The sequence below is a fragment of the Nostoc sp. genome (assembly GCF_036916735.1).
In the GTDB taxonomy this organism is placed as follows: domain Bacteria; phylum Cyanobacteriota; class Cyanobacteriia; order Cyanobacteriales; family Nostocaceae; genus Nostoc.
Genome location: NZ_JBALFV010000060.1, coordinates 25,147 through 43,636 on the forward strand (window position 1 = coordinate 25,147; position 18,490 = coordinate 43,636).

16 protein-coding genes and 1 pseudogene are annotated in these 18,490 nt (G+C 40.2%); 5 read left to right on the top strand and 12 right to left on the bottom strand.

Annotated features, from left to right (window positions below; all coding sequences use genetic code 11):
- Positions 1-11: 11 nt before the first annotated feature.
- The 4 genes and pseudogenes from V7L20_RS14895 to V7L20_RS14910 all read right to left on the bottom strand — a co-directional run bounded on the left by V7L20_RS14895 (position 12) and on the right by V7L20_RS14910 (position 2,168).
- Positions 12-143, bottom strand: coding sequence for an ATP-binding protein (locus tag V7L20_RS14895; protein ID WP_334744845.1), 132 nt, complete (start codon positions 141-143; stop codon positions 12-14).
- A gap of 166 nt (positions 144-309) precedes the next feature.
- Complete coding sequence (locus V7L20_RS14900; protein WP_334744831.1) at positions 310-1,026, bottom strand: histidine kinase dimerization/phospho-acceptor domain-containing protein; 717 nt, start codon at positions 1,024-1,026, stop codon at positions 310-312.
- 335 nt (positions 1,027-1,361) lie between these two features.
- A pseudogene (locus V7L20_RS14905) lies at positions 1,362-1,772 on the bottom strand (PAS domain-containing protein); the annotation flags it as partial.
- A 63-nt stretch (positions 1,773-1,835) separates the two neighbouring features.
- The gene (locus V7L20_RS14910; RefSeq protein ID WP_334744832.1) at positions 1,836-2,168 is read right to left on the bottom strand and encodes a hypothetical protein; all 333 of its coding nucleotides are present in this window, start codon (positions 2,166-2,168) and stop codon (positions 1,836-1,838) included.
- A gap of 2,063 nt (positions 2,169-4,231) precedes the next feature.
- Between V7L20_RS14910 and V7L20_RS32630 the strand changes: the two genes are divergently transcribed.
- Complete coding sequence (locus V7L20_RS32630) at positions 4,232-5,200, top strand: WGxxGxxG family protein (protein WP_442943551.1); 969 nt, start codon at positions 4,232-4,234, stop codon at positions 5,198-5,200.
- A gap of 392 nt (positions 5,201-5,592) precedes the next feature.
- On the opposite strand, the gene V7L20_RS14920 is transcribed toward V7L20_RS32630, so the two are convergent.
- The 3 genes from V7L20_RS14920 to V7L20_RS14930 form a co-directional block, all read right to left on the bottom strand.
- Positions 5,593-6,276, bottom strand: a complete 684-nt coding sequence (locus V7L20_RS14920; RefSeq protein WP_334744833.1) for a TrkA C-terminal domain-containing protein — start codon at positions 6,274-6,276, stop codon at positions 5,593-5,595.
- Positions 6,277-6,324: 48 nt separating this feature from the next.
- A complete protein-coding gene (locus tag V7L20_RS14925; RefSeq protein WP_334744834.1) occupies positions 6,325-7,653 on the bottom strand; it encodes an NAD(P)-binding protein in 1,329 nt (442 codons plus the stop codon).
- Between the two features lie 72 nt (positions 7,654-7,725).
- Positions 7,726-8,499, bottom strand: coding sequence for a glucosamine-6-phosphate deaminase (locus V7L20_RS14930; RefSeq protein ID WP_334744835.1), 774 nt, complete (start codon positions 8,497-8,499; stop codon positions 7,726-7,728).
- A gap of 194 nt (positions 8,500-8,693) precedes the next feature.
- On the opposite strand from V7L20_RS14930, the gene V7L20_RS14935 reads away from it, so the two are divergent.
- Positions 8,694-9,380, top strand: coding sequence for an HAD family hydrolase (locus tag V7L20_RS14935; RefSeq protein WP_334744836.1), 687 nt, complete (start codon positions 8,694-8,696; stop codon positions 9,378-9,380).
- Between the two features lie 56 nt (positions 9,381-9,436).
- Here the strand turns inward: V7L20_RS14935 and V7L20_RS14940 are convergent, their stop codons facing one another.
- Complete coding sequence (locus V7L20_RS14940) at positions 9,437-10,063, bottom strand: PadR family transcriptional regulator (protein ID WP_334744837.1); 627 nt, start codon at positions 10,061-10,063, stop codon at positions 9,437-9,439.
- Between the two features lie 510 nt (positions 10,064-10,573).
- On the opposite strand from V7L20_RS14940, the gene V7L20_RS14945 reads away from it, so the two are divergent.
- Positions 10,574-11,032 carry a helix-turn-helix domain-containing protein gene (locus V7L20_RS14945; protein ID WP_334744838.1) on the top strand — a complete coding sequence of 153 codons (459 nt, stop codon included), beginning with the start codon at positions 10,574-10,576 and terminating at the stop codon, positions 11,030-11,032.
- 158 nt (positions 11,033-11,190) lie between these two features.
- On the opposite strand, the gene gatA is transcribed toward V7L20_RS14945, so the two are convergent.
- The 3 genes from gatA to V7L20_RS14960 form a co-directional block, all read right to left on the bottom strand.
- Entirely contained in the window at positions 11,191-12,651 is a 1,461-nt protein-coding gene (gene gatA, locus V7L20_RS14950) for an Asp-tRNA(Asn)/Glu-tRNA(Gln) amidotransferase subunit GatA (protein WP_334744839.1), read from the bottom strand.
- A 197-nt stretch (positions 12,652-12,848) separates the two neighbouring features.
- Positions 12,849-14,051 (bottom strand): acyl-CoA dehydrogenase family protein, encoded by a 1,203-nt coding sequence (locus V7L20_RS14955; RefSeq protein WP_334744840.1) that lies wholly within the window; start codon positions 14,049-14,051, stop codon positions 12,849-12,851.
- A 543-nt stretch (positions 14,052-14,594) separates the two neighbouring features.
- Complete coding sequence (locus V7L20_RS14960) at positions 14,595-14,972, bottom strand: hypothetical protein (protein WP_334744841.1); 378 nt, start codon at positions 14,970-14,972, stop codon at positions 14,595-14,597.
- 748 nt (positions 14,973-15,720) lie between these two features.
- Between V7L20_RS14960 and V7L20_RS14965 the strand changes: the two genes are divergently transcribed.
- The gene (locus V7L20_RS14965) at positions 15,721-15,930 is read left to right on the top strand and encodes a hypothetical protein (protein WP_334744842.1); all 210 of its coding nucleotides are present in this window, start codon (positions 15,721-15,723) and stop codon (positions 15,928-15,930) included.
- A gap of 1,135 nt (positions 15,931-17,065) precedes the next feature.
- Here the strand turns inward: V7L20_RS14965 and V7L20_RS14970 are convergent.
- On the bottom strand, positions 17,066-17,902 hold the full coding sequence (locus tag V7L20_RS14970; RefSeq protein ID WP_334744843.1) for a phytanoyl-CoA dioxygenase family protein: 837 nt from the start codon (positions 17,900-17,902) through the stop codon (positions 17,066-17,068).
- Between the two features lie 364 nt (positions 17,903-18,266).
- Here V7L20_RS14970 and V7L20_RS14975 point away from each other — a divergent pair.
- Positions 18,267-18,490: hypothetical protein (locus tag V7L20_RS14975; protein ID WP_334744844.1), on the top strand; the 224-nt coding region annotated here is incomplete at its 3' end.

The following is an 18,490-nucleotide window of genomic DNA, read 5'->3' on the forward strand; positions in this document are numbered from 1 at the left end:
AAACTAAAAACTTATAAATCAGTTAATGTGACAGTAAATGTAGTCCATGCGTTACCGCTTTCTACTTTAATGTTTCCTTGCAGTTGTTCGACTAATTTCTCTACTATAGCTAAACCTAATCCCGAACCACCTTGATTCCAGATGTCTGCATTTGGAACTCAATAAAATTTTTAAAATATTTGTAGTAACTCTGTTACTGAAATTTCTGCTGAATTACTGATAGTAATAATAGTTTTTACAGGCGCTTCCAAGGAATTGTGACGTACACTTAGGACAATTTCACCACCCGCAGGTGTGTATTTACAGGCATTATTGACCAATTAATTCTACTAAAATTAGTTCTAAGCTAATGCCATCTGAGAACAACGGGGGGAGATTTGAAGGAAGATTTATCTGTAGAGTTTGTTGATGTTCTTGAACACGGATTTGAAACGGCTCAATAACCCAAGGTAACCACTGTTGTAAGAGCAGGGAATCAGGTGTCATAACTGGATAGGATGAGCTTTCCAACCGTTGTAAGTCTAGTAGATCGTTAATTAATCTTAGCTCGCGATCGCACTCACCTTCCATCAGTTCTAGACAGCGTTGAGTTTCCTCAATACCAGGAGATGCTTGTATTGTTTGAATCATTAACTTGATATTACTCAAAAGCGATCGCAGTTCATGGTAAACTAAATTCAAAAAGTCATTTTTGAGTTGATTTATTTCTTCCCATTGCACCACCAGTTGCTCTTGCTCAATTTGCTTTTTACACGCCTCAATTCCTCGTTTACGCTCCGTAATATCTCGAAAAACTAACACAGCACCTGTAATATTATTTTGATCGTCTTTAATTGGTGCAGCACTGTCATCAATTGGTATTTCTCCACCATCTTTAGTAATCAGAATAGTTTCTGCTGCCAGATTGATGATAATACCATCTTGAAGAACTTTTATAATAGGACTTTCAATAGATTCACGAGTTTCTGCATTAACAATATTAAAATTTCTGATGAATTTCTGCCATAAGCTTCTTCCTGTTTCCATCCGGTTAGATTTTCAGCAATCGGATTCAGAAAAGTTACCAATTCTTGCATATCGCTAGCAATCGCACCATCGCCGATACTTATTAAAAGTGCATCTAGCCATTTTTTATTTACCTTTAATTGTTTTTATAAACCATGTTTACTCAGAGTTATTTCGATATTTATTTGTAGTTCTCTTTCTTGAAAATGTTTAATTAGGTAAGCAAAATACTCAGTTATTTTAGCTTGTTCTATTCGCTGACGCTCAATAATTTCTGCCTGTAATGATTGATTAATTCTTGTTAGCTCTGCTGTCCGTAGCTCAACCTTGCTTTCTAGTTAGTTCAGTAAACTACTTAGTTCCTCCTCTGCTTGCTTGCGCTCAGTGATGTCAGTATGTGAGCCTACCATCCGCACTACGTTACCATCTTCATCCCACAATGCCTGACCCTGATCCAAAATCCATTTGTAAGTGCCATCTTTACATAAAAATTGATACTCGATAGTATAAAACGGTGTTTTCTGAGCAAAATAGTCTTGAACTGCTTGTGTCGCCAAGTCAAGATGATCAGGATGCACTCGTGTCAGATATTCATCTAAATAGTTAAAAATTTCCTCGTTTTCGTAACCGAGCATTTTCTTCCAACGAAGCGAGAAGAACACTTCATTGGTTTTAACATTCCAGTCCCAAATTCTATCATTATTGCCGCGCAAAGCTAATTGCCAACGTTGTTCACTTTCTCTCAACACCTCCTCAGTCCGTATCCGTTCAGCCCTTTGCTAATTGGGCTGGACTAGGTAAAGCCAATACTGGGGTATTAATAGCACAATTTATATGGCTGTCAATACTGAGATAAAAGCGGTGATAGCTTTAATTAACCCTGATAGCCAATAGGTAGGGTTCCAAAGCGTCCACACATCCATTAAATGAGTTGTGCCACAAGCAACGATGAATGTGCCAAACATTAGGAAAATCCATCCGAAAGGCATATCTCGCCGTTTACGGACAACATAAACCAACATCACTGGAATTGAATAATAAGCAAGTCCAGTTAACACATCTGAAACCATATGCAACCATACCAATCCTGGTTTCCAGAGGTAGCAATGTCCGTGAGGAATAAACTGGTTAGTAGAGGAAAAATTATTTAAAAATTCCATCATAAAAACCTATACACCGCACAAGTCTTTACCAAAGCCCGAAGTGCCAAGGAAGAGGTTTTGAGACTAAGACCTCTGTAAACACGCAGATACTTATAGAGTGGCTTATAATACTTTAAAGTAGAACACGTTCGGCGTTTATCAGAGCTTTCCCGTACTAGCGTTAAGCTAGTACAGAATAGTAGTTAGGGTTTCTACATCCTGTATCTGTCATCCTTTCTAAGTTTTTTAAGCTGATAATGTGAGGTTTATTGAAATAAAAGTATCGCGATCGCTTTGCTTTTTGTTACCGTAGATTCTCTGAAATGAATTATTTATATATATACCTTCAAAAAAAACACACTAATATTTCGCTCATATAAAATAATTAGTACTGAATTTTTAAGTATATCGATGGTATAATATATTTTACAACCAGTACCTGATTACTACGTAAAAATTCTAAAAGTTCGGTTCCTTGTAATTCACCTCATACGGTGATAACTGCTTTTGACTTAGTGGCACGCTGAGAAATTTCTTTCTGTTGGCGGCCACTATCGACAATGACCAAATAAACCTTAGGAATTTTGGCAAAGATGTTCAAGTATGCATCTAAGTAACTCAGCGTCCAAAAACCAGCTATCTAAAGATAAATAAATACGCCAAGTTACTGAAGAGATAGGCGCCTCTAATGAGACGCTACCTGATGACGTTCTTTTCTAACGAGATGCTTTGCGTTTGCGTAGCGTTCCGTTCGCGCAGCGTCCCGTAAGCAAGGAAAGGCAGTTCGTTTCCTTATCTATATTTTTCACCACTGATTTAGGATTCCCACAACAAACTAACTAACAATAAAAATATTCCTTAAGTCTAATGTTAGACACACCTTGAGCATGAAGTTATAAGTGATTGGATGAAATAGTATTGTTAATATACTATGAAAATGTTGGCAGCATCTGAAATAGTTGTTCAAAACTTATAGTTTATTTGTATATACCAAAGTCACAAAAATTTATGTAAAGAGAGTCATTAGATTTACTAAGACCAAAATCTTGTTTAAATTAGCGATCACTTATACTTATTAATAAAGCTAATGATAAAGGTGATGCGAATAATTAAAATATTTTTAGTTTACCCGGTGACGGAAGTAAGCTACACTTAAGTTATTATAGATATATAGATTTAGCCATCATAACGAGTTACTTTAATTAATTATACATTATTGTGTAACATAGTATTACCTATTATTGACTACTTAGTTAACTTATAGTAATTTTATTTAATTTTTTTAAAAGACTTGGTATAACTCGAAAAGCCTGATTCCCCACTCTATACTCTGTGCCCATATAAAGAAGTTCAGAAATAAAATCGGATTGCTATATCTAAATAAGTAAGTGAAAAACGTTAAATTACTTATGACTGGTATATAATTTTATGGTTAAAGATTTTGTTTTTGTCTAAAATAGGCAGCTTTGTACTTTACATTTAAAAAATATCAAATACATAAAGACTATTCTGAATGCTTTATGAACTCTCTCTATGGATGTACCAATCCAGGGCAAAATCCCAAATGTGGAAATTGTGCTTATCTGGAAGCCTGCTTATCTAATTGCAAGCTCAAAAAAGTTTCATTATCTTCACGTTCATAAACTAAATTTTAATGCCAAATTAATTCCTGCGATAGAATTGACTTTACTCTTATGGTAGAGTCGCAATAAAAAAATAGCAGCTATTATTAATAAAAATCAAGAAATAATTTTCGATAAGTAAATTATGATGCAAATGAATGAAATATCATGAAAAATAAATATTATTTATTAACAATGTGAGCTAACTTTGTTACTAAGTAAAAATGAATATATAAATTAGGTAATTATAGTAGTTAATGATTATAATGAGTTTAAATTTGAAAAATAGCTAATTTGTTGTGTGTGGAAGCTGAAAATGTTTTCAAACTTACCAAATAAACTAGGCTAAAGACTGCTGAATCTATTTTGTGAAAAATTCCCTAATTTAGCAGTGGATTAAGTAGACAATATCGATTTTGAAAATCAATCAACCACAGAAAGAACATAAAAGGAACCATAACTATGAAACCTTTTGATTTATCTAAAGCTGTTTTAGCTACTGTCTTTGCCATAAGTTTCGCTTCTTTGTCTTTACCTTCTTCTGTTTATGCCCAAAGTGGAGGCTCTGGTAATGGAGGCTCCAGTGCTGGCAGTAGCTCAGGTAGTGGTGGTACAGGTAGTGGCACTACAGGCAGTGGTACAGGTACTAGCACTGGCACTACAGGTAGTGGCACTACAGGCAGTGGTACAGGTACTAGCACTGGCACTACAGGTAGTGGCACTACAGGCAGTGGTACAGGTAATGGCACTGGCACTACAGGTGGTGGTGTAGGCAGTGGTACAGGTAATGGCACTGGCACTACAGGTGGTGGTGTAGGCAGTGGTACAGGTAATGGCACTGGCACTACAGGTGGTGGTATAGGCAGTGGTACAGATAATGGCACTGGCACTACAGGTGGTGGTGTAGGCAGTGGTACAGGTAATGGCACTGGCACTACAGGTAGTGGTGTAGGCAGTGGTACAGATAATGGCACTAGCACTACAGGTAGTGGTGGTGTAGGCAGTGGTACAGGTACTGGTACTGGCACTACAGGTAGTGGTGGTGTAGGCAGTGGTACAGGTACTGGTACTGGCACTACAGGTAGTGGTAGTATGGGCAGTGGTACAGGTACTGGTACTACAGGTAGTGATACTACAGGTGGTGGCGCAACAGGTACTGGTACTACAGGTAGTGATACTACAGGTGGTGGCGCAACAGGTACTGGCACTACAGGTAGTGATGGTACAGGCACTGGCACTACAGGTAGTGATGGTACAAGTACTAATAGGAATGCAGGCGTCGCAGCTTCCGAAACAACTAGTGATCGCGGTTTCGATTGGGGTTGGCTAGGTTTACTTGGTTTAGCCGGTTTAGCAGGTCTGGTTCGTAATCGGGAAAAAGTCCGGGCTTACAGCGATCCTAATGAAGTAACAGGTACTCGTTCTAAATAGTATTCACAGCACTGTAAGAGCCGTACACTGTCGTTTGTTTCAACTTCAGGCTATTACAGTGGTTAAACCAGATGTGTAGGGGCACAATATACATTGGTGTCAACTTAAGAAAAAATCTGCTTTGAGAGGACGTTTTGCTCTCATCCCCTAACCCCTTCTCCCAACTTGGGAAAAGGGGAACTAGAGAATTTGCTCCCCTCTCCTAATTTTGCCTTCAGGGTTGGGGGTGAAGGTCAAACCTGAAAGTTCGCCAAATCTAGCTTATACGTGAAGTTGACACCTATGCACAATATATTTATGCACAATATATTAATATTGCACCCCTATAATCACTTCTGACTTCCCCGAACACGAGTACGTCCTGTAGCCAAGGGGCTGATACGTTAGTTTGCTCAAGTGAAGCTACTGCTTTGCCCAATAAAGATTACATTTGCTAAAACTTGTATTTTTGTTAACTCACGTACAAGGCGTTGAGCTTGATGTTTATAAAGTGGTATTGGCAACACTCCAGGCAAATTATTCATCCATTGCCTAGCACTAGCCAAACTACATCCAGTAATCAAAACGATTTCTTCAGCTCCATACATAATAGCATTTGTAGTCAGAGCTTTTTCAATTTGCACCTGCCAAAGGCGAGGCAGCATTTCACCCCATTCAATTCGCTGCAAACTACTGCTTGTGGCTAAAACAATCAAGCGATCGCCAGCGTAAAGTTTAACATCATACCAGGGCATCAAGGAGTAATTGTCTCGCTGATATTTCTGATAGAGAATCGGTACAACACTGTACCCATAGGCTATTTCAGATAAAAGCAGCCCATTGAGAGTATCGCCCTCTTCGATTTTATATTCCGTCACCATGACTATTTGCTCGCTCAAGTGAAACAAGCTCAGAACATTTTCTCCAAAGGCAGCACAACCAAAGACTTCTGCCGATAAAGCCGCGCCACATAAAACTTGGGCATAGGGAAACAGAGGGGCAATATTATCGCTAAAATGACGATCTTGAGAGCGGATAATCAAGCTAATGGTGGGGTTTATTGCATGAGCCATCAAACCAATTTCTAGATTTTCCATATTATCGTCCCCAACTAAAACAATGCTTTTAGCACCAAAGAGATTTACCTAAGTTAGTGCTTTGGTAGGATTGCCAACAATAAGAGGTATATCTGGTAAAGTATTTTGGTCGAGAGTGGTAGTATGAATTCCTACTAACGGCTGGTTGAGTTCTTGCAAAAGAGCAGCCACTCTCTGTCCTAAGCGATTTAAGCCAATAATCACCACATGGTTGTTCTGTGGTACAGGAGGATGAGAATTAAAAAAATGAAATCTTGAAGTGACAAGAGCATCAGTTAGTAGGGCGTATAATACTCCCACGAAAGCTTGACCTATTAACGTGAGTCCCAAGCTAAACAACCGCAACCACCAAGGCATCTGGTCTGAAGGCTCTGATTGCGATGAAAACTCAACACCGCCAAATAAATCTCCGTATCCTCCCAAGAGCAAAACTGCTGTGGCATAAAAAGCTTCTTGCAGAGTAATATGAGGAAAATACAAGCGGTAAAGAACTATTCCAGCCAACCACAGGAGGATTACAGTAATTGCATAGATTGTCGCAATTCGCCGGATTTGATTTTGGCTTTGGTAGTAAGATTGCCAAAATTGCGCTATTTTCTCCTTAAGATTCTTCGCTGTGATGCCTTGAATAAACTGTTGCCACTGCCACTTTTGGTTATGATATTTCCGGTGTTGCTCAGATAAAGCCAAATCGTATGCAACATCAATGTAAACTAGCGTGTCTCCTACCTGCACTTCTGCCTCTGGGTTCCAGCCAAACAATTCTTTGAGTGGATTAGATGAAGCAGGTGTGTGACTCAAAATGCGGCGAGTTGTGAGATTCAGCCTATGTACTGGCTTGCCATTACACCAGCCATCCTTCGCTTGTATCTGGTGCTTTATCACTTGTAATAGTTGCCCTTCTAAAGTAAAATATCCAATAGCTTCAGAGCCAAGGGCTGTCAGAGCGAAGGCATGAGCAGAAAGATGGGTAGGCTCAAAGGCTACAAAATTACCAAGATTTTCCCACAAAAGTTTGTTGAAATTTTGTTTGTCAGAACGTACAATCAGGCGAACATGCGGATTAAGACGCCGTGCTGCAAAGGCAGCTTCTATATTTATTCGCTCATTTCTGGTCACTAAAAGTATTGACCGACACTGGCTTATACCTGCCTGCTCTAAAACACTTGGCTGGCGGCAGTCTCCTATAATTAACTTTTCTAGTAAGCTTGGTACTTCTGGAACTTCCCAATGTTCGGGCTGCACATCATCAATGGCACTGACTTTAACATCGTACTCCTTTATAACTGCAACACAATGTTGCCCTAAACTTTGGAGTCCGCATACTAAGAAAAGGTCTTGGGGTTTTTTTTGATTGCTGGTAGAAGGGGGATGCACTTTCTGTTCATGGCAGCATTTGATACTGCTAACAGTATGTGTTTCCTATAATTATACAGCAGTTTTCGTTTTTCACGACAGCAAACTAGCAGAATTGACATCCAAAAATAACGTCGCTTGAGCTTGTTGACGGAGAATAGAAGCTGGACAGTTTGTACTTATAGCTCCTTGCAACATCTCTTTTACCACATTCGCTTTACGTTTTTCTGGAGCCAGACAGATAATTTTTTTAGCTGAACAAATTGTCGAGATGGTGACAGTAAAAGCATATTGTGGAACAGTTTCTAGATTCGGAAAGTGACCTGTGCTTACTTGTTGCTGACGGTTCACTGTATCCAGTTTCACTAGTTTCACACTGTAAGGATCTTGAAAATTTGCTACTGATGGATCGTTAAAAGCTAAATGTCCATTTTCGCCAACACCAAGACAGCATAAGTCAATTGGTTGTGCTTGCAGTAGTTTAGTGTAGCGATCGCACTCTGCTACTGGTTGCAATGTATCCCCTTCTATATAGTGAAATTTCTTAGGAACAACCCGTTTTTCTACACGTTCTCGCATATAGCGCCGGAAACTCGCACAATGGTCAGCAGTAATTCCCAAATATTCATCTAGATGGAACAGAATAATTCGTGACCAATCTACACCACCCAATGCAATTAAAGCATCAAGAAATCTAAGTTGGGAGTTACCTGTTGCTAACAATACAGCAGCTGTATCCTGTTGCTTGAGAACTTGCTGTAAATGCTTTTGCGCGATTTTGGCAACGTCCTGGGCCATTTCGACTTCAGAGTTGTAAATCTGCACTAGTAAATCATCAATGCGAAAAAAATTTGGATGGACTAGCATTTGGTTACATTGAAAGTTATCAATTATACGGTAGTTTTTGAGAAGCTCTACCTGTCTGCCTTGACATGGCTTATCCACTATAGATTTTAGGATTTAGCAGATTAATTTATAGCTTTTTGCGCTGTATAAAGACAAAAAAACAATGTAAACTATTTAAATTAACTTAACAATTATTTACATTTTATCCAAAAATTATGCTGGCTGCAATCCTCTTTGACCTAGACGGCACTATTGTCAACACTGACCCTATACACTACCAAGCTTGGCAGGAAATGCTGTTAATTTACAGCATAGAAATTGACGAAACATTTTATAAATCCCGAATTAGTGGGCGACTAAATCCATTAATTGTTAAGGACATTCTGCCACAATTATCAACAGTAGAAGGGCAACAATTTGCAGACGAAAAAGAGGCGCTTTTCCGTAAACTCGCCCCCCATCTAAAACCGTTGAGTGGATTTTCTGAACTACTAGCATGGACAGAGATACATCAGTTAAAGCGGGCATTAGTAACTAATGCCCCTAGATTAAATGTAGAATTTATGCTAGAAGTTTTAGGAATAAAAGAAGCTTTCCATACAGTTGTTTTAGGAGATGATTGTATTGCAGGTAAACCTGACCCCGCACCCTACCAAGTCGCCCTGAATAAGTTGGGGATTAATGCAGAGGAAGCGATCGCTTTAGAAGACTCTCCGTCTGGTATTTGGGCGGCGGTGAGCGCAGGTATCCGCACTATTGGCATCGCCTCCACCCACGATCCCCAACTTTTGGAGGAAATCGGCGCATTTATGGCAATTCCAGATTTTACTGATTTGCAGTTGTGGACATTGCTCAACTCACTCATTGAGCCAGATTTAAGTGCGATCGCTTCTAACTTATAAGCGTAAAATCTGAGAACATTAAGAGTAGAGACGCAAATTTGTTAACCCATCTCTACTTATTTTTCCGCAAGAATCGCGTAAATTTCCCGTTTAACTTGCTCTAAAAGCTCACGCACCCTATTTATGCGCTCTATATTGCCACTACGAGCAACCTGCACCACAACAGCAGCTAATTCTGTTGCAGCATTCCGCAACTCAATAAACTCTTGAGGCTTACCTGTCACAAAACTTTTGAAGGTATCCCAAGGAGAATCTGAAGTTTCCTGTTGGGCACGTTCTGCCAATAATTGTCTACCTTCGTCAGTGATCGTGTAAATCCGCTTGCCACCTTCCTGTGCGCTCTTGAGATAGCCTCCTTCCTCCAGCAATTGGAGTGTTGGATACACTGAGCCAGGACTGAGGCGACGGAAACCACCGTAGCGAGTTTCCGCATCTTTAATCAGGTCGTAACCATGACTAGGATGTTCGGATAACAATTCCAGCAGGATGAACTTGATGTCACCCCGACGAGTCCGATATTCATCTCCCCAACCACGACCAAACATTTCACTACCGAAGTGTTTGCCATGATCTCTACCATGATGCTTGCCATGTCCAAACCAAGACCTGACAAACAATGAATCATCTTCGTTAACTCCTGCCCATGCAGGTGCGCCAAAACGTGACCGAAAGTGTCTAAACATAAATCAATCTCAAATCAACTTTCTCTAGTATACGATATATCGCCATATATCACGATATATCGGAATAGAATTTTGATGAAGATTTTTGAAGTAAGCAATTTTGCCAATACCATAAGTGATGCCTGTGGCAGGGCAAAGTTAGTCGAAGCTGTTCAAATAGATACTAGCTTGTACTTATTAGACGAAAGCCTCTGCCCATTGCAAATATTGTGAAACGGCAACCTGAAGCAGGAACGCTGCAATTATCCCAGCCCAGAGTAGCAGTTGAAAAAATACTTGTATTATAAATTGCAGTTTATTAACTGTCATACTTTAACTTTTTCATAAATACAAAGTGTCTATATTAACAATATATTTACTTAATAGAAGCAGCTTTAGCATTTTCCAATCTAGATTTCAACCATTTTTAAAAAATTTATCTGAAAAATCAATTATTCAGTAAAAATACGTATGCACTTTTAAGTCTTCTGACTATATGAATAGTAAGATTAGCTTATACAGGAGAAGACAGTGACGCTCTTAAACCAAGCTCAAGTAGAGCAGCTAAAGGAAATAACTACACACTTGCGACAAGTAAGACAACAAAAATCTATATGCATAGAAGAAATAGCTGCAAGAACACTCATTAGAGCAGGTGTTTTGCAAGCTTTAGAAGAAGAACGATTTGAAGAATTGCCTGAGCCTATTTTTGTTCAAGGGTTCATCCGTCGCTATGGAGATGCTTTAGGACTGGATGGAAATGCTTTATCACATACTCTTATAAGCAATTTAGTCTGCCAAGACTTCAAGAATGATCATAATAATTCAGACAAAAAATCAAGTACGTATATACCTCTTGTTCTTACCTACATTCTGTTATTAGTAGCTGCATCTGCTGGTCTTTTATATACACTTAATCCACCACAAATTGCATCTCAATCCCCGACTCCAGAAGTCAATAGTCAACAGTCAATGGTTAGTAATCAGTGAGTGGGGAGTGGGGAGTGGGGAAGCAGGGAAGCAGGGGAAGAAGAACTTTTGATTATTGACCAATGCCCACTTGCCCTGAGCGACTTGTACCGAGCATCTCGACTTCGCTCGATGGAACCGGAGCCGAGGTAAGCCGAAGGGATGCCCAATTTCCATTTTCAAGATATTTGCGGTTTACGCAGATGCCAAGTAGTAGATTGCTCATAAGCGTAAGCTACTTGAAACAGTAGGTCTTCTCGCAGGACATTGCCAATTAGCTGTAATCCTATCGGTAGTCCCTGCTCGTCAAAACCACATGGCAAACTTAAACTAGGTAAACCAGCAAGATTTACAGGAATAGTCATCAAGTCAGTTAAATACATGCTCAAGGGGTCAGTAGTTTTTTCTCCTGCTTTGAATGCTGTAGTGGGAGATGTGGGACAAACTAACACATCAACTGCGCCAAAAGCCTTTTCAAAATCTCGCTTAATCAGGGTGCGAACTTTTTGCGCTTTCAGGTAGTAAGCGTCATAATACCCAGCCGAAAGTGCGTAAGTGCCGATCATAATTCGGCGTTTGACTTCTGTACCAAAACCAGTGGCACGGGTACGAGTGTACATCGATAGCAGGTTATCGGCATCAGGTGCGCGGTAACCATATTTAACACCATCGTAACGAGCTAGGTTTGCTGACGCTTCTGATGGGGCGATGATGTAGTAGGTGGGTAAACCATAGCGAAAGGTGGGACAGGAAATTATATGAATTTCCGCTCCCAAACTTTGTAATTGATCTACTGCTTTGGTAACAGCTTGTTCCACTACAGCATCTAAACCTTCACCAAAAGTTTCTTTGATGATTCCAATTCTTAGCTGACCTCTAGGTTTTAAGTGTGGTTTTAAGCTAGCAACGTAGTTGGGAATGGCAACTTTGAGACTGGTAGAGTCTCTGGGATCGTGACCTGCGATCGCACTTAATAATATTGCCGCATCTTCCACTGTGTTTCCAAATGGCCCAATTTGATCCAAAGAGGAAGCGTAAGCCACCAAACCATAACGCGAAACCAAACCATAAGTGGGTTTCATTCCTACCACACCGCAAAAAGATGCAGGTTGCCTAATCGAGCCGCCAGTATCAGAACCGAGAGCAACCACACATTCTTGAGCCGCTACCGCCGCCGCAGAACCCCCCGAAGAACCACCAGGAACTCGTGACAAATCCCAAGGATTAGCCGTGACTTGGTAGGCAGAATTTTCTGTAGAACTACCCATCGCAAACTCATCCAAGTTGGTTTTGCCTACCATTACCGCGCCAGCATCTGCCAGTTTTTGCGTCACTGTTGATTCATAAGGCGGCACGAAATTTTCCAAAATCCGGGAGGCGCAGGTGGTAGGAATTCCTTTGGTGCATAAATTGTCCTTGATTCCAACAGGAATGCCTGCTAGCAGCCCAATTTCTTCTCCCGCAGCAATTTTGGTATCCACAGCACCCGCCTGCTCTAATGCCCGTTCTGCGGTCACATATAAAAAGCTGTGCAATTTCGGCTCTAACGCTTGAATGCGCTCTAAAGCTTCTTGGGTAATTTCAACGGCAGAACGTTCTTTCTTAACCAGCTGTTGGTGCAACTCGCGGATGGATCCCATGACTGCTCTCTTTGTGACTCAAGTCATTGATTTTAGTACATATTGGTCGATATTGGGTATGGGGCATTGGGCATTAGGCATGGGGCACTTGTACTGAGCGAAGTCGAAGTATTGGGCATTGGTCATTAATTAATAATTCTTCTTCCCCTGCTCCCCTGCTCCCCTGCCCCCCTGCCTCCCCACTCTCTACTCTCCACTCACTTTACTTTTAGTACAGACTTCCCCAAAGACTGGCAAATAACATCATTTTGTGGTGTATGGATACGACTGCACAGAACGTCGCGGTAGTGTCGCTCTAAAGGATTCTTTTTTAATAGACCAGGATTACCAGTTAGTTCTAAGGCAATCTCTACAGCACGAATCGAGTTAGTTGTAGTCAGGTATTTAACAGCTTGTGCCTGTAATCCTACGTTAGGCTCATACTCGCCTTGATCAATATCTTGAGCCAAGCTATAAATCAATCTATTGTTAGCAAACAGCAGTGCTTCTATCTCACCCACAGCAGTTTGCAAGCGTGGCAGAGTTGCCAGTGGCTCTTTGAGATTAGAAGGCGATCGCTCCCAAAGATATTTTACAAGCCAGTCTCGCGCACTAGTAGCAACACCTAGATATAAAGCACTCACTGTCAAACTGCCCCAAGTGGAAATCAGAGGATCAAAGGATGGTGCGGTTGATATGGGGCTGATATTCAAAGCATACTCTTTTGGGATTAATACATTCTCCAAAATGAGATCGTGGCTGCCTGTAGCTCTCATCCCCAAGTGATCCCAGGTTTCAACAATTTGCAAACCGGGCAGATCGCGCGGAACCAGAAAACTGCCAACTTGTGGTTCATCCTCAGTTGTCCGTGCCCAAACAATAAAGTAACTGAGGATGGGACTACCCGTGGTGTATTGCTTGTGGCCTGTTAAACGCCAACCCTCTGTTATCGGCTCGGCAATTGTGGCAGGCAATCCGCCTCTAGCTGGCGTTCCTAACTCAGGTTCGACACGGGCAGCATTGAGCAGGGCAATACCTTCAATTGATTCACGACACAGCCGTTTATATACTTCTGGATGCCAGCGACGCCTACGGGCTGCATGGGCATGTTGCAGATAGTGCATTGTTAGTACTAGCGCCGTAGAAGCATCGCCACACGCTATCCCTTCAATCACTCGACAGATAGTTGGCAGCCCTAAACCCTGTCCACCTAATTCACGGGGAATGGTGAGGCTGAGTAATCCTGCCTCATGCAAAGCTGTAAAATTCTCGAAGGGAAAAGAACCATCTTTATCGTGTACGCCTGCACGGGTGGCAAAGTCTTTGGCCAGAGCCTCAACCTGGTCGAATAAATTATTGGGGAGAGTTTCTAAGCCTTTAGCTACAAAGGTGTCTGGCACTGCTTGCTCCAAGTGTGACATAAATATTCCTTTAAAACTCACTTTACTACTGAATCCCATCCTGCGAAAAATTGATATTTCTGCAAACTTGAGATGTTTTCATCGGAGTTAAGCGATCGCAACTACTTGTAACCTAAGAGCATGTTTGAAAAGTGGTGGCTGAGGTATCCAAAACTTTAGATCCTCCTAAATCCTCCTTAAAAAGGAGGACTTTGAAAAGGTTTTCCCCCTGCTTTTTAAGGAGTTAGGGGGGATCTCGATACAACGCTAGACTTTTCAAACAACCTCTGAACCCTACTTTCTTTTCTTTTTCAGCATCTGACCTCAAACTCAGGTCTTTTAGTGATTTTTTAAATACTACTTAAAGTCGCTCAAAAATTAGTAATTAATTATTACACAAACAGCTTTATAATAGCAAGCCAAACATCTAAATTTACTTTTGATTTTGACTTGGCTTAATTGGATCTATGCGTTGTTGATTCTTTGACAATCGTTCAAACATTTGTATTAAGCCTAACTGCATTTCTGGCGTAAATTCCAACGTGCCAGAACGCAGATGTAAATCTAACTGAGCGAAGGGAATTTCAATTTGTTTTTGCTGTAATACTTCATATATGTATCTTGTTCTGTGACTGTTAACAGATAGCGGCCATTTAGCAAAATAGTAGGTAGCTGGTTGCGTTGTTCAATCTTAACTTGAATAAATTCAGAAGTTTTAATCGCATATTTTAGTTGTGAGTTGATTAAATTTGTCCGTTCTTGAGCGCTATAGTGACCAGAATCGCTGATCTGAAAAAGTTGTTGCCCATCCAAAATAACCGGAGCTTTAGTTAATGCTTGAGCAACGACAGGAGTTAACCAGATAAATAAAACAAAAATTAGTACTGCAATGAAAATATTGAAATATTTTGATGGCAATCGCAAACAGTAAGAATAACGCATTAGAATTATAATAAGATAATTTTAGTCTAGCTAATTAATATTAACTAGATTTGTTTACCATCAATTTTTTACCATAAACTAAAACTAATAGAAAAAATTTAATTTAGAGTTACAGAACTGTTAGCTAGCGACAAGCCAAGAAAGCATTTATGGATTTTTGCAGTTCCACATACAAGCGTAGGCATCGCTCTTGATGCATTTGTAATTATTGCGATCGCTCCAGAGGCAAGTAATCCCGCATTTCTCACAAGCCCTGCATCGCACTCTTCATAATCCTTACCCAAAAGATGTTTTGGGCATTTTCCACAGGTTATTTTTGATGCAGTGTGAAAAACCGGAATCTAGATTTTATAAAGCTTTGATAAATAATTGTGGTGAGAAATTCGGGTAATCCAGATTCCGCTTCCTTGGTGATATCTGCGCCTATGCCCTTTCCTGGTAGCAGCATTTGTCACCAGAAATAAAAAGGTACAGAGCAACTAAATTTATTTATGGTTACTGAGCGTAGCCGAAGTATGGGGTTCAATATTTTTGACTTTTGACTTTTGACTTCCCAGAAGGGGCTGACTTTCCCGCTCCTGAGATTTGAGAGAAAATATAACAGGTATAATTACTCATGCATCTTCCGAGGGAAGCCAGTCAGCTGAAATATTTGTAATAATTCACAGTAATTGCGGTTACATAATTTTATTCATGAAATTTTAATCTGCTAATTGAATATAACCACTTGATTAAAGGAGAATTTTTGATGTCAGTCCAAGAATTGGAAGAATTTTTTCACACACAATTAGTCAAACACGGAGTGAACTACAACTTGGCTGCAAAAGCGGCTAAAATATTGGCTTCTGGCAAACCTGATGAACTATTAACACCACAAGAAAAGCATTTGGCTACAGAAGTTTGTCAGCAGTGGTTTAAACAGCGCCAACGTTTAGAGGGACTGAATTCTCATTTATAGAAGTAAACAAGGATATTTAGTAAATATTGTTACTTTAGTTATATATCTCAAGAAAAAATTAACCTTGAATATTTATCTTTAAAGAAGAATAAATTGAGTAGATTTGCAGAGCTAATTTAATGTGCAAGATTGGCCGTAAAGATGGTAATAATTCTCACAAAAATGATTGAGCTTCCGCTCAATGCTCTAACCTAAAGCTCTTTGGCGATGGCTGCGCTTACCGCCTCTCTAAAAGAGGCGATCGCAATTAAGATCAAGTCCGGGTAATTAGTTATGATTCCCACAGTCATAGCACCCCATCCCCGCACGCAAGGAGGGTAGACAAAGCTACTTGTACAACTGGGTGGGTTGAAAGAAATGCTGGGATAGAAATTATGCCGGATCAGCAAGTGGCAACAACCCTCCAGGTACTGGGTGGCTTGAAAGAGAATCAAATATCTCATACGTTGCCAGAAATATAGGTGGCAACAACCCTCTAGGTACTGGGTGGCTTGAAAGGCAAATCTGAAACTATTATGCACGCATACAAAAATGTTGTAATAACCCGCCAGGTACTAGGTGGGTTATCATAATTTTTATTAGGAGGGTTAAAAGAGAGCGCTACGTTGACATTATCTCTATAGTCTCTGTAAATAAATGACATTAATCTGTCACTGGCACTTAAACGATATCAATTTGTTCCGACGACAGTTAATTAGTCCTAACAACACTAATCTGTCAACGATGACTGTGACTTTACCCATAACTTTGCCGTCAACAACACTATAACCCTCATTCTTGCGTCAGCAAATTTTGGATGAAATTGACAGTTTGGAACCATAAGTTTGCCGCTAGTCCAAATTGGAAGGATAAGCTTGCCGTGAGTCCAATCAAGCATAGAAAGCACCGAATTTTTTTAGAATAAAGCAGAAGCGGTTCATGTTGGTAAGAGATAGAAACTTTCGGCTATCCATCTGTTCTAAGTAACTACTGGAGTATTAGAAGATCCTCCTAACCAGTGAGAACATTGCGAACAATAGTCTAAACTATATTGCCAATCTAACCAAAGTAGTTAATGTATCAAAAGCGGCGATGAAAAGTTAAATAGTGAAATCGGCAAGTCCCCTTAAATACTGTTAACTCACTCTATTATCAGCTAACTAGCTGATAATAGCTGCCTTTTGTCGTGCTGTGAACCGAAATACTCAGAGTAGGAGTAGTTGCGAACTGATCGCGTGTGCCACTCGGTGACAATAGCCTTGCGAGTAAGTGATGGATTGGGTGCAGGCATAGTGCCATGAATGACGTTTGGATCGAATAACACTACATCACCCTTATTAATCGAAAATGGAATTCTTGGTAGACCTTTCGTAAGAGAGGCTGTTTTCTGACAAACCACTTTCCAAATAGCTCGGTTTTCTAAAAATGCACTCTCTGAATCATTCGGTGACGGTGAGCGAAGCAGCTCAAAAATCTCTGGGTTGCTGCCTAGAACCTCATCATAAATACGAAGACGCTCATTGTTGTGCGTTCCAGGTATCACATAAAACATTCCGCAGTCTGGATGGATATCTTCGAGCGCACACCATGCACGACAGACTTTATCAGGTGGGTCGCGGAACAACATCACTGTGTCCGAGTGCGGTTCGCGGCCTCTCTCCCATAAACTTGTAAAGCCGTATTGAAGTACCGCCTCTTCTTGGAAAAGGGCATTCAAATATTGACGAAGTGTCGGATCGTTTCTAAGACTTTTTGTAGGTTCATGGTTATCATCGAGGGCTATTAGTTCCTCCCCAAAGGCTTTTTCGTTTTCCAGTGGGTCTTTTCTCCAAGGAAATTTCTGATAAATGCCATGTCGGCGTTGAATTTCCTCACAAGCTGCTACATGAGCATCTATTAGTTCCAAAGGCAGAATCTTTTCGAGTACGACGTAACCTTGCTTACGGTAATGGTCGATCCAAGAGCTATTAGCTTTTTCACTGTTCATGGCCATACATTTAGCAAAAATTAGTTTAAAAGCTGAACTGAGATAGATAAATTTATCACCTGAACTTGAATAAAAATGGTAAAAGATAATACTAGTTCATCAGTGTTTACCAATATAGTTGGTTAATTACTTTTAACATTACTAATAATACATTAATTGTGATCGCATTTAATTGTAATTTGTCAAGATTCTATCACCAAAAATGTTGGTATTAGGCATAATAGTTGGTATTGTATTAAAATTCCTGTTGCTAAAAGATAAAGGCTGATTGCTGATGCGATCGCCATATCTTTAGCATATTTTGTGGTGTGCTGATTTGAAAGCGAATAGCAAATTGTGAGGGGTAATAGTGGTTTTGGAAAAACTTTCTATGTTGTTTTGGCAGTGTGTTTTACTAACTGCCTCAATCGTAACGTCTACTCTTCCTGTTCTAGCCCAGCAGACAGCAAATGCAACCTCTAGGCAACTGTCACTCCAACAGAGACCAGCTAATCAAGTCGAACTCCATCATCAGATTTTGAGCTTGAGCGATATACAATCTCCTCTAAAGAGCGCTACATCCTTATTAAGGACACCGCGTCAGCAAAACTCTGT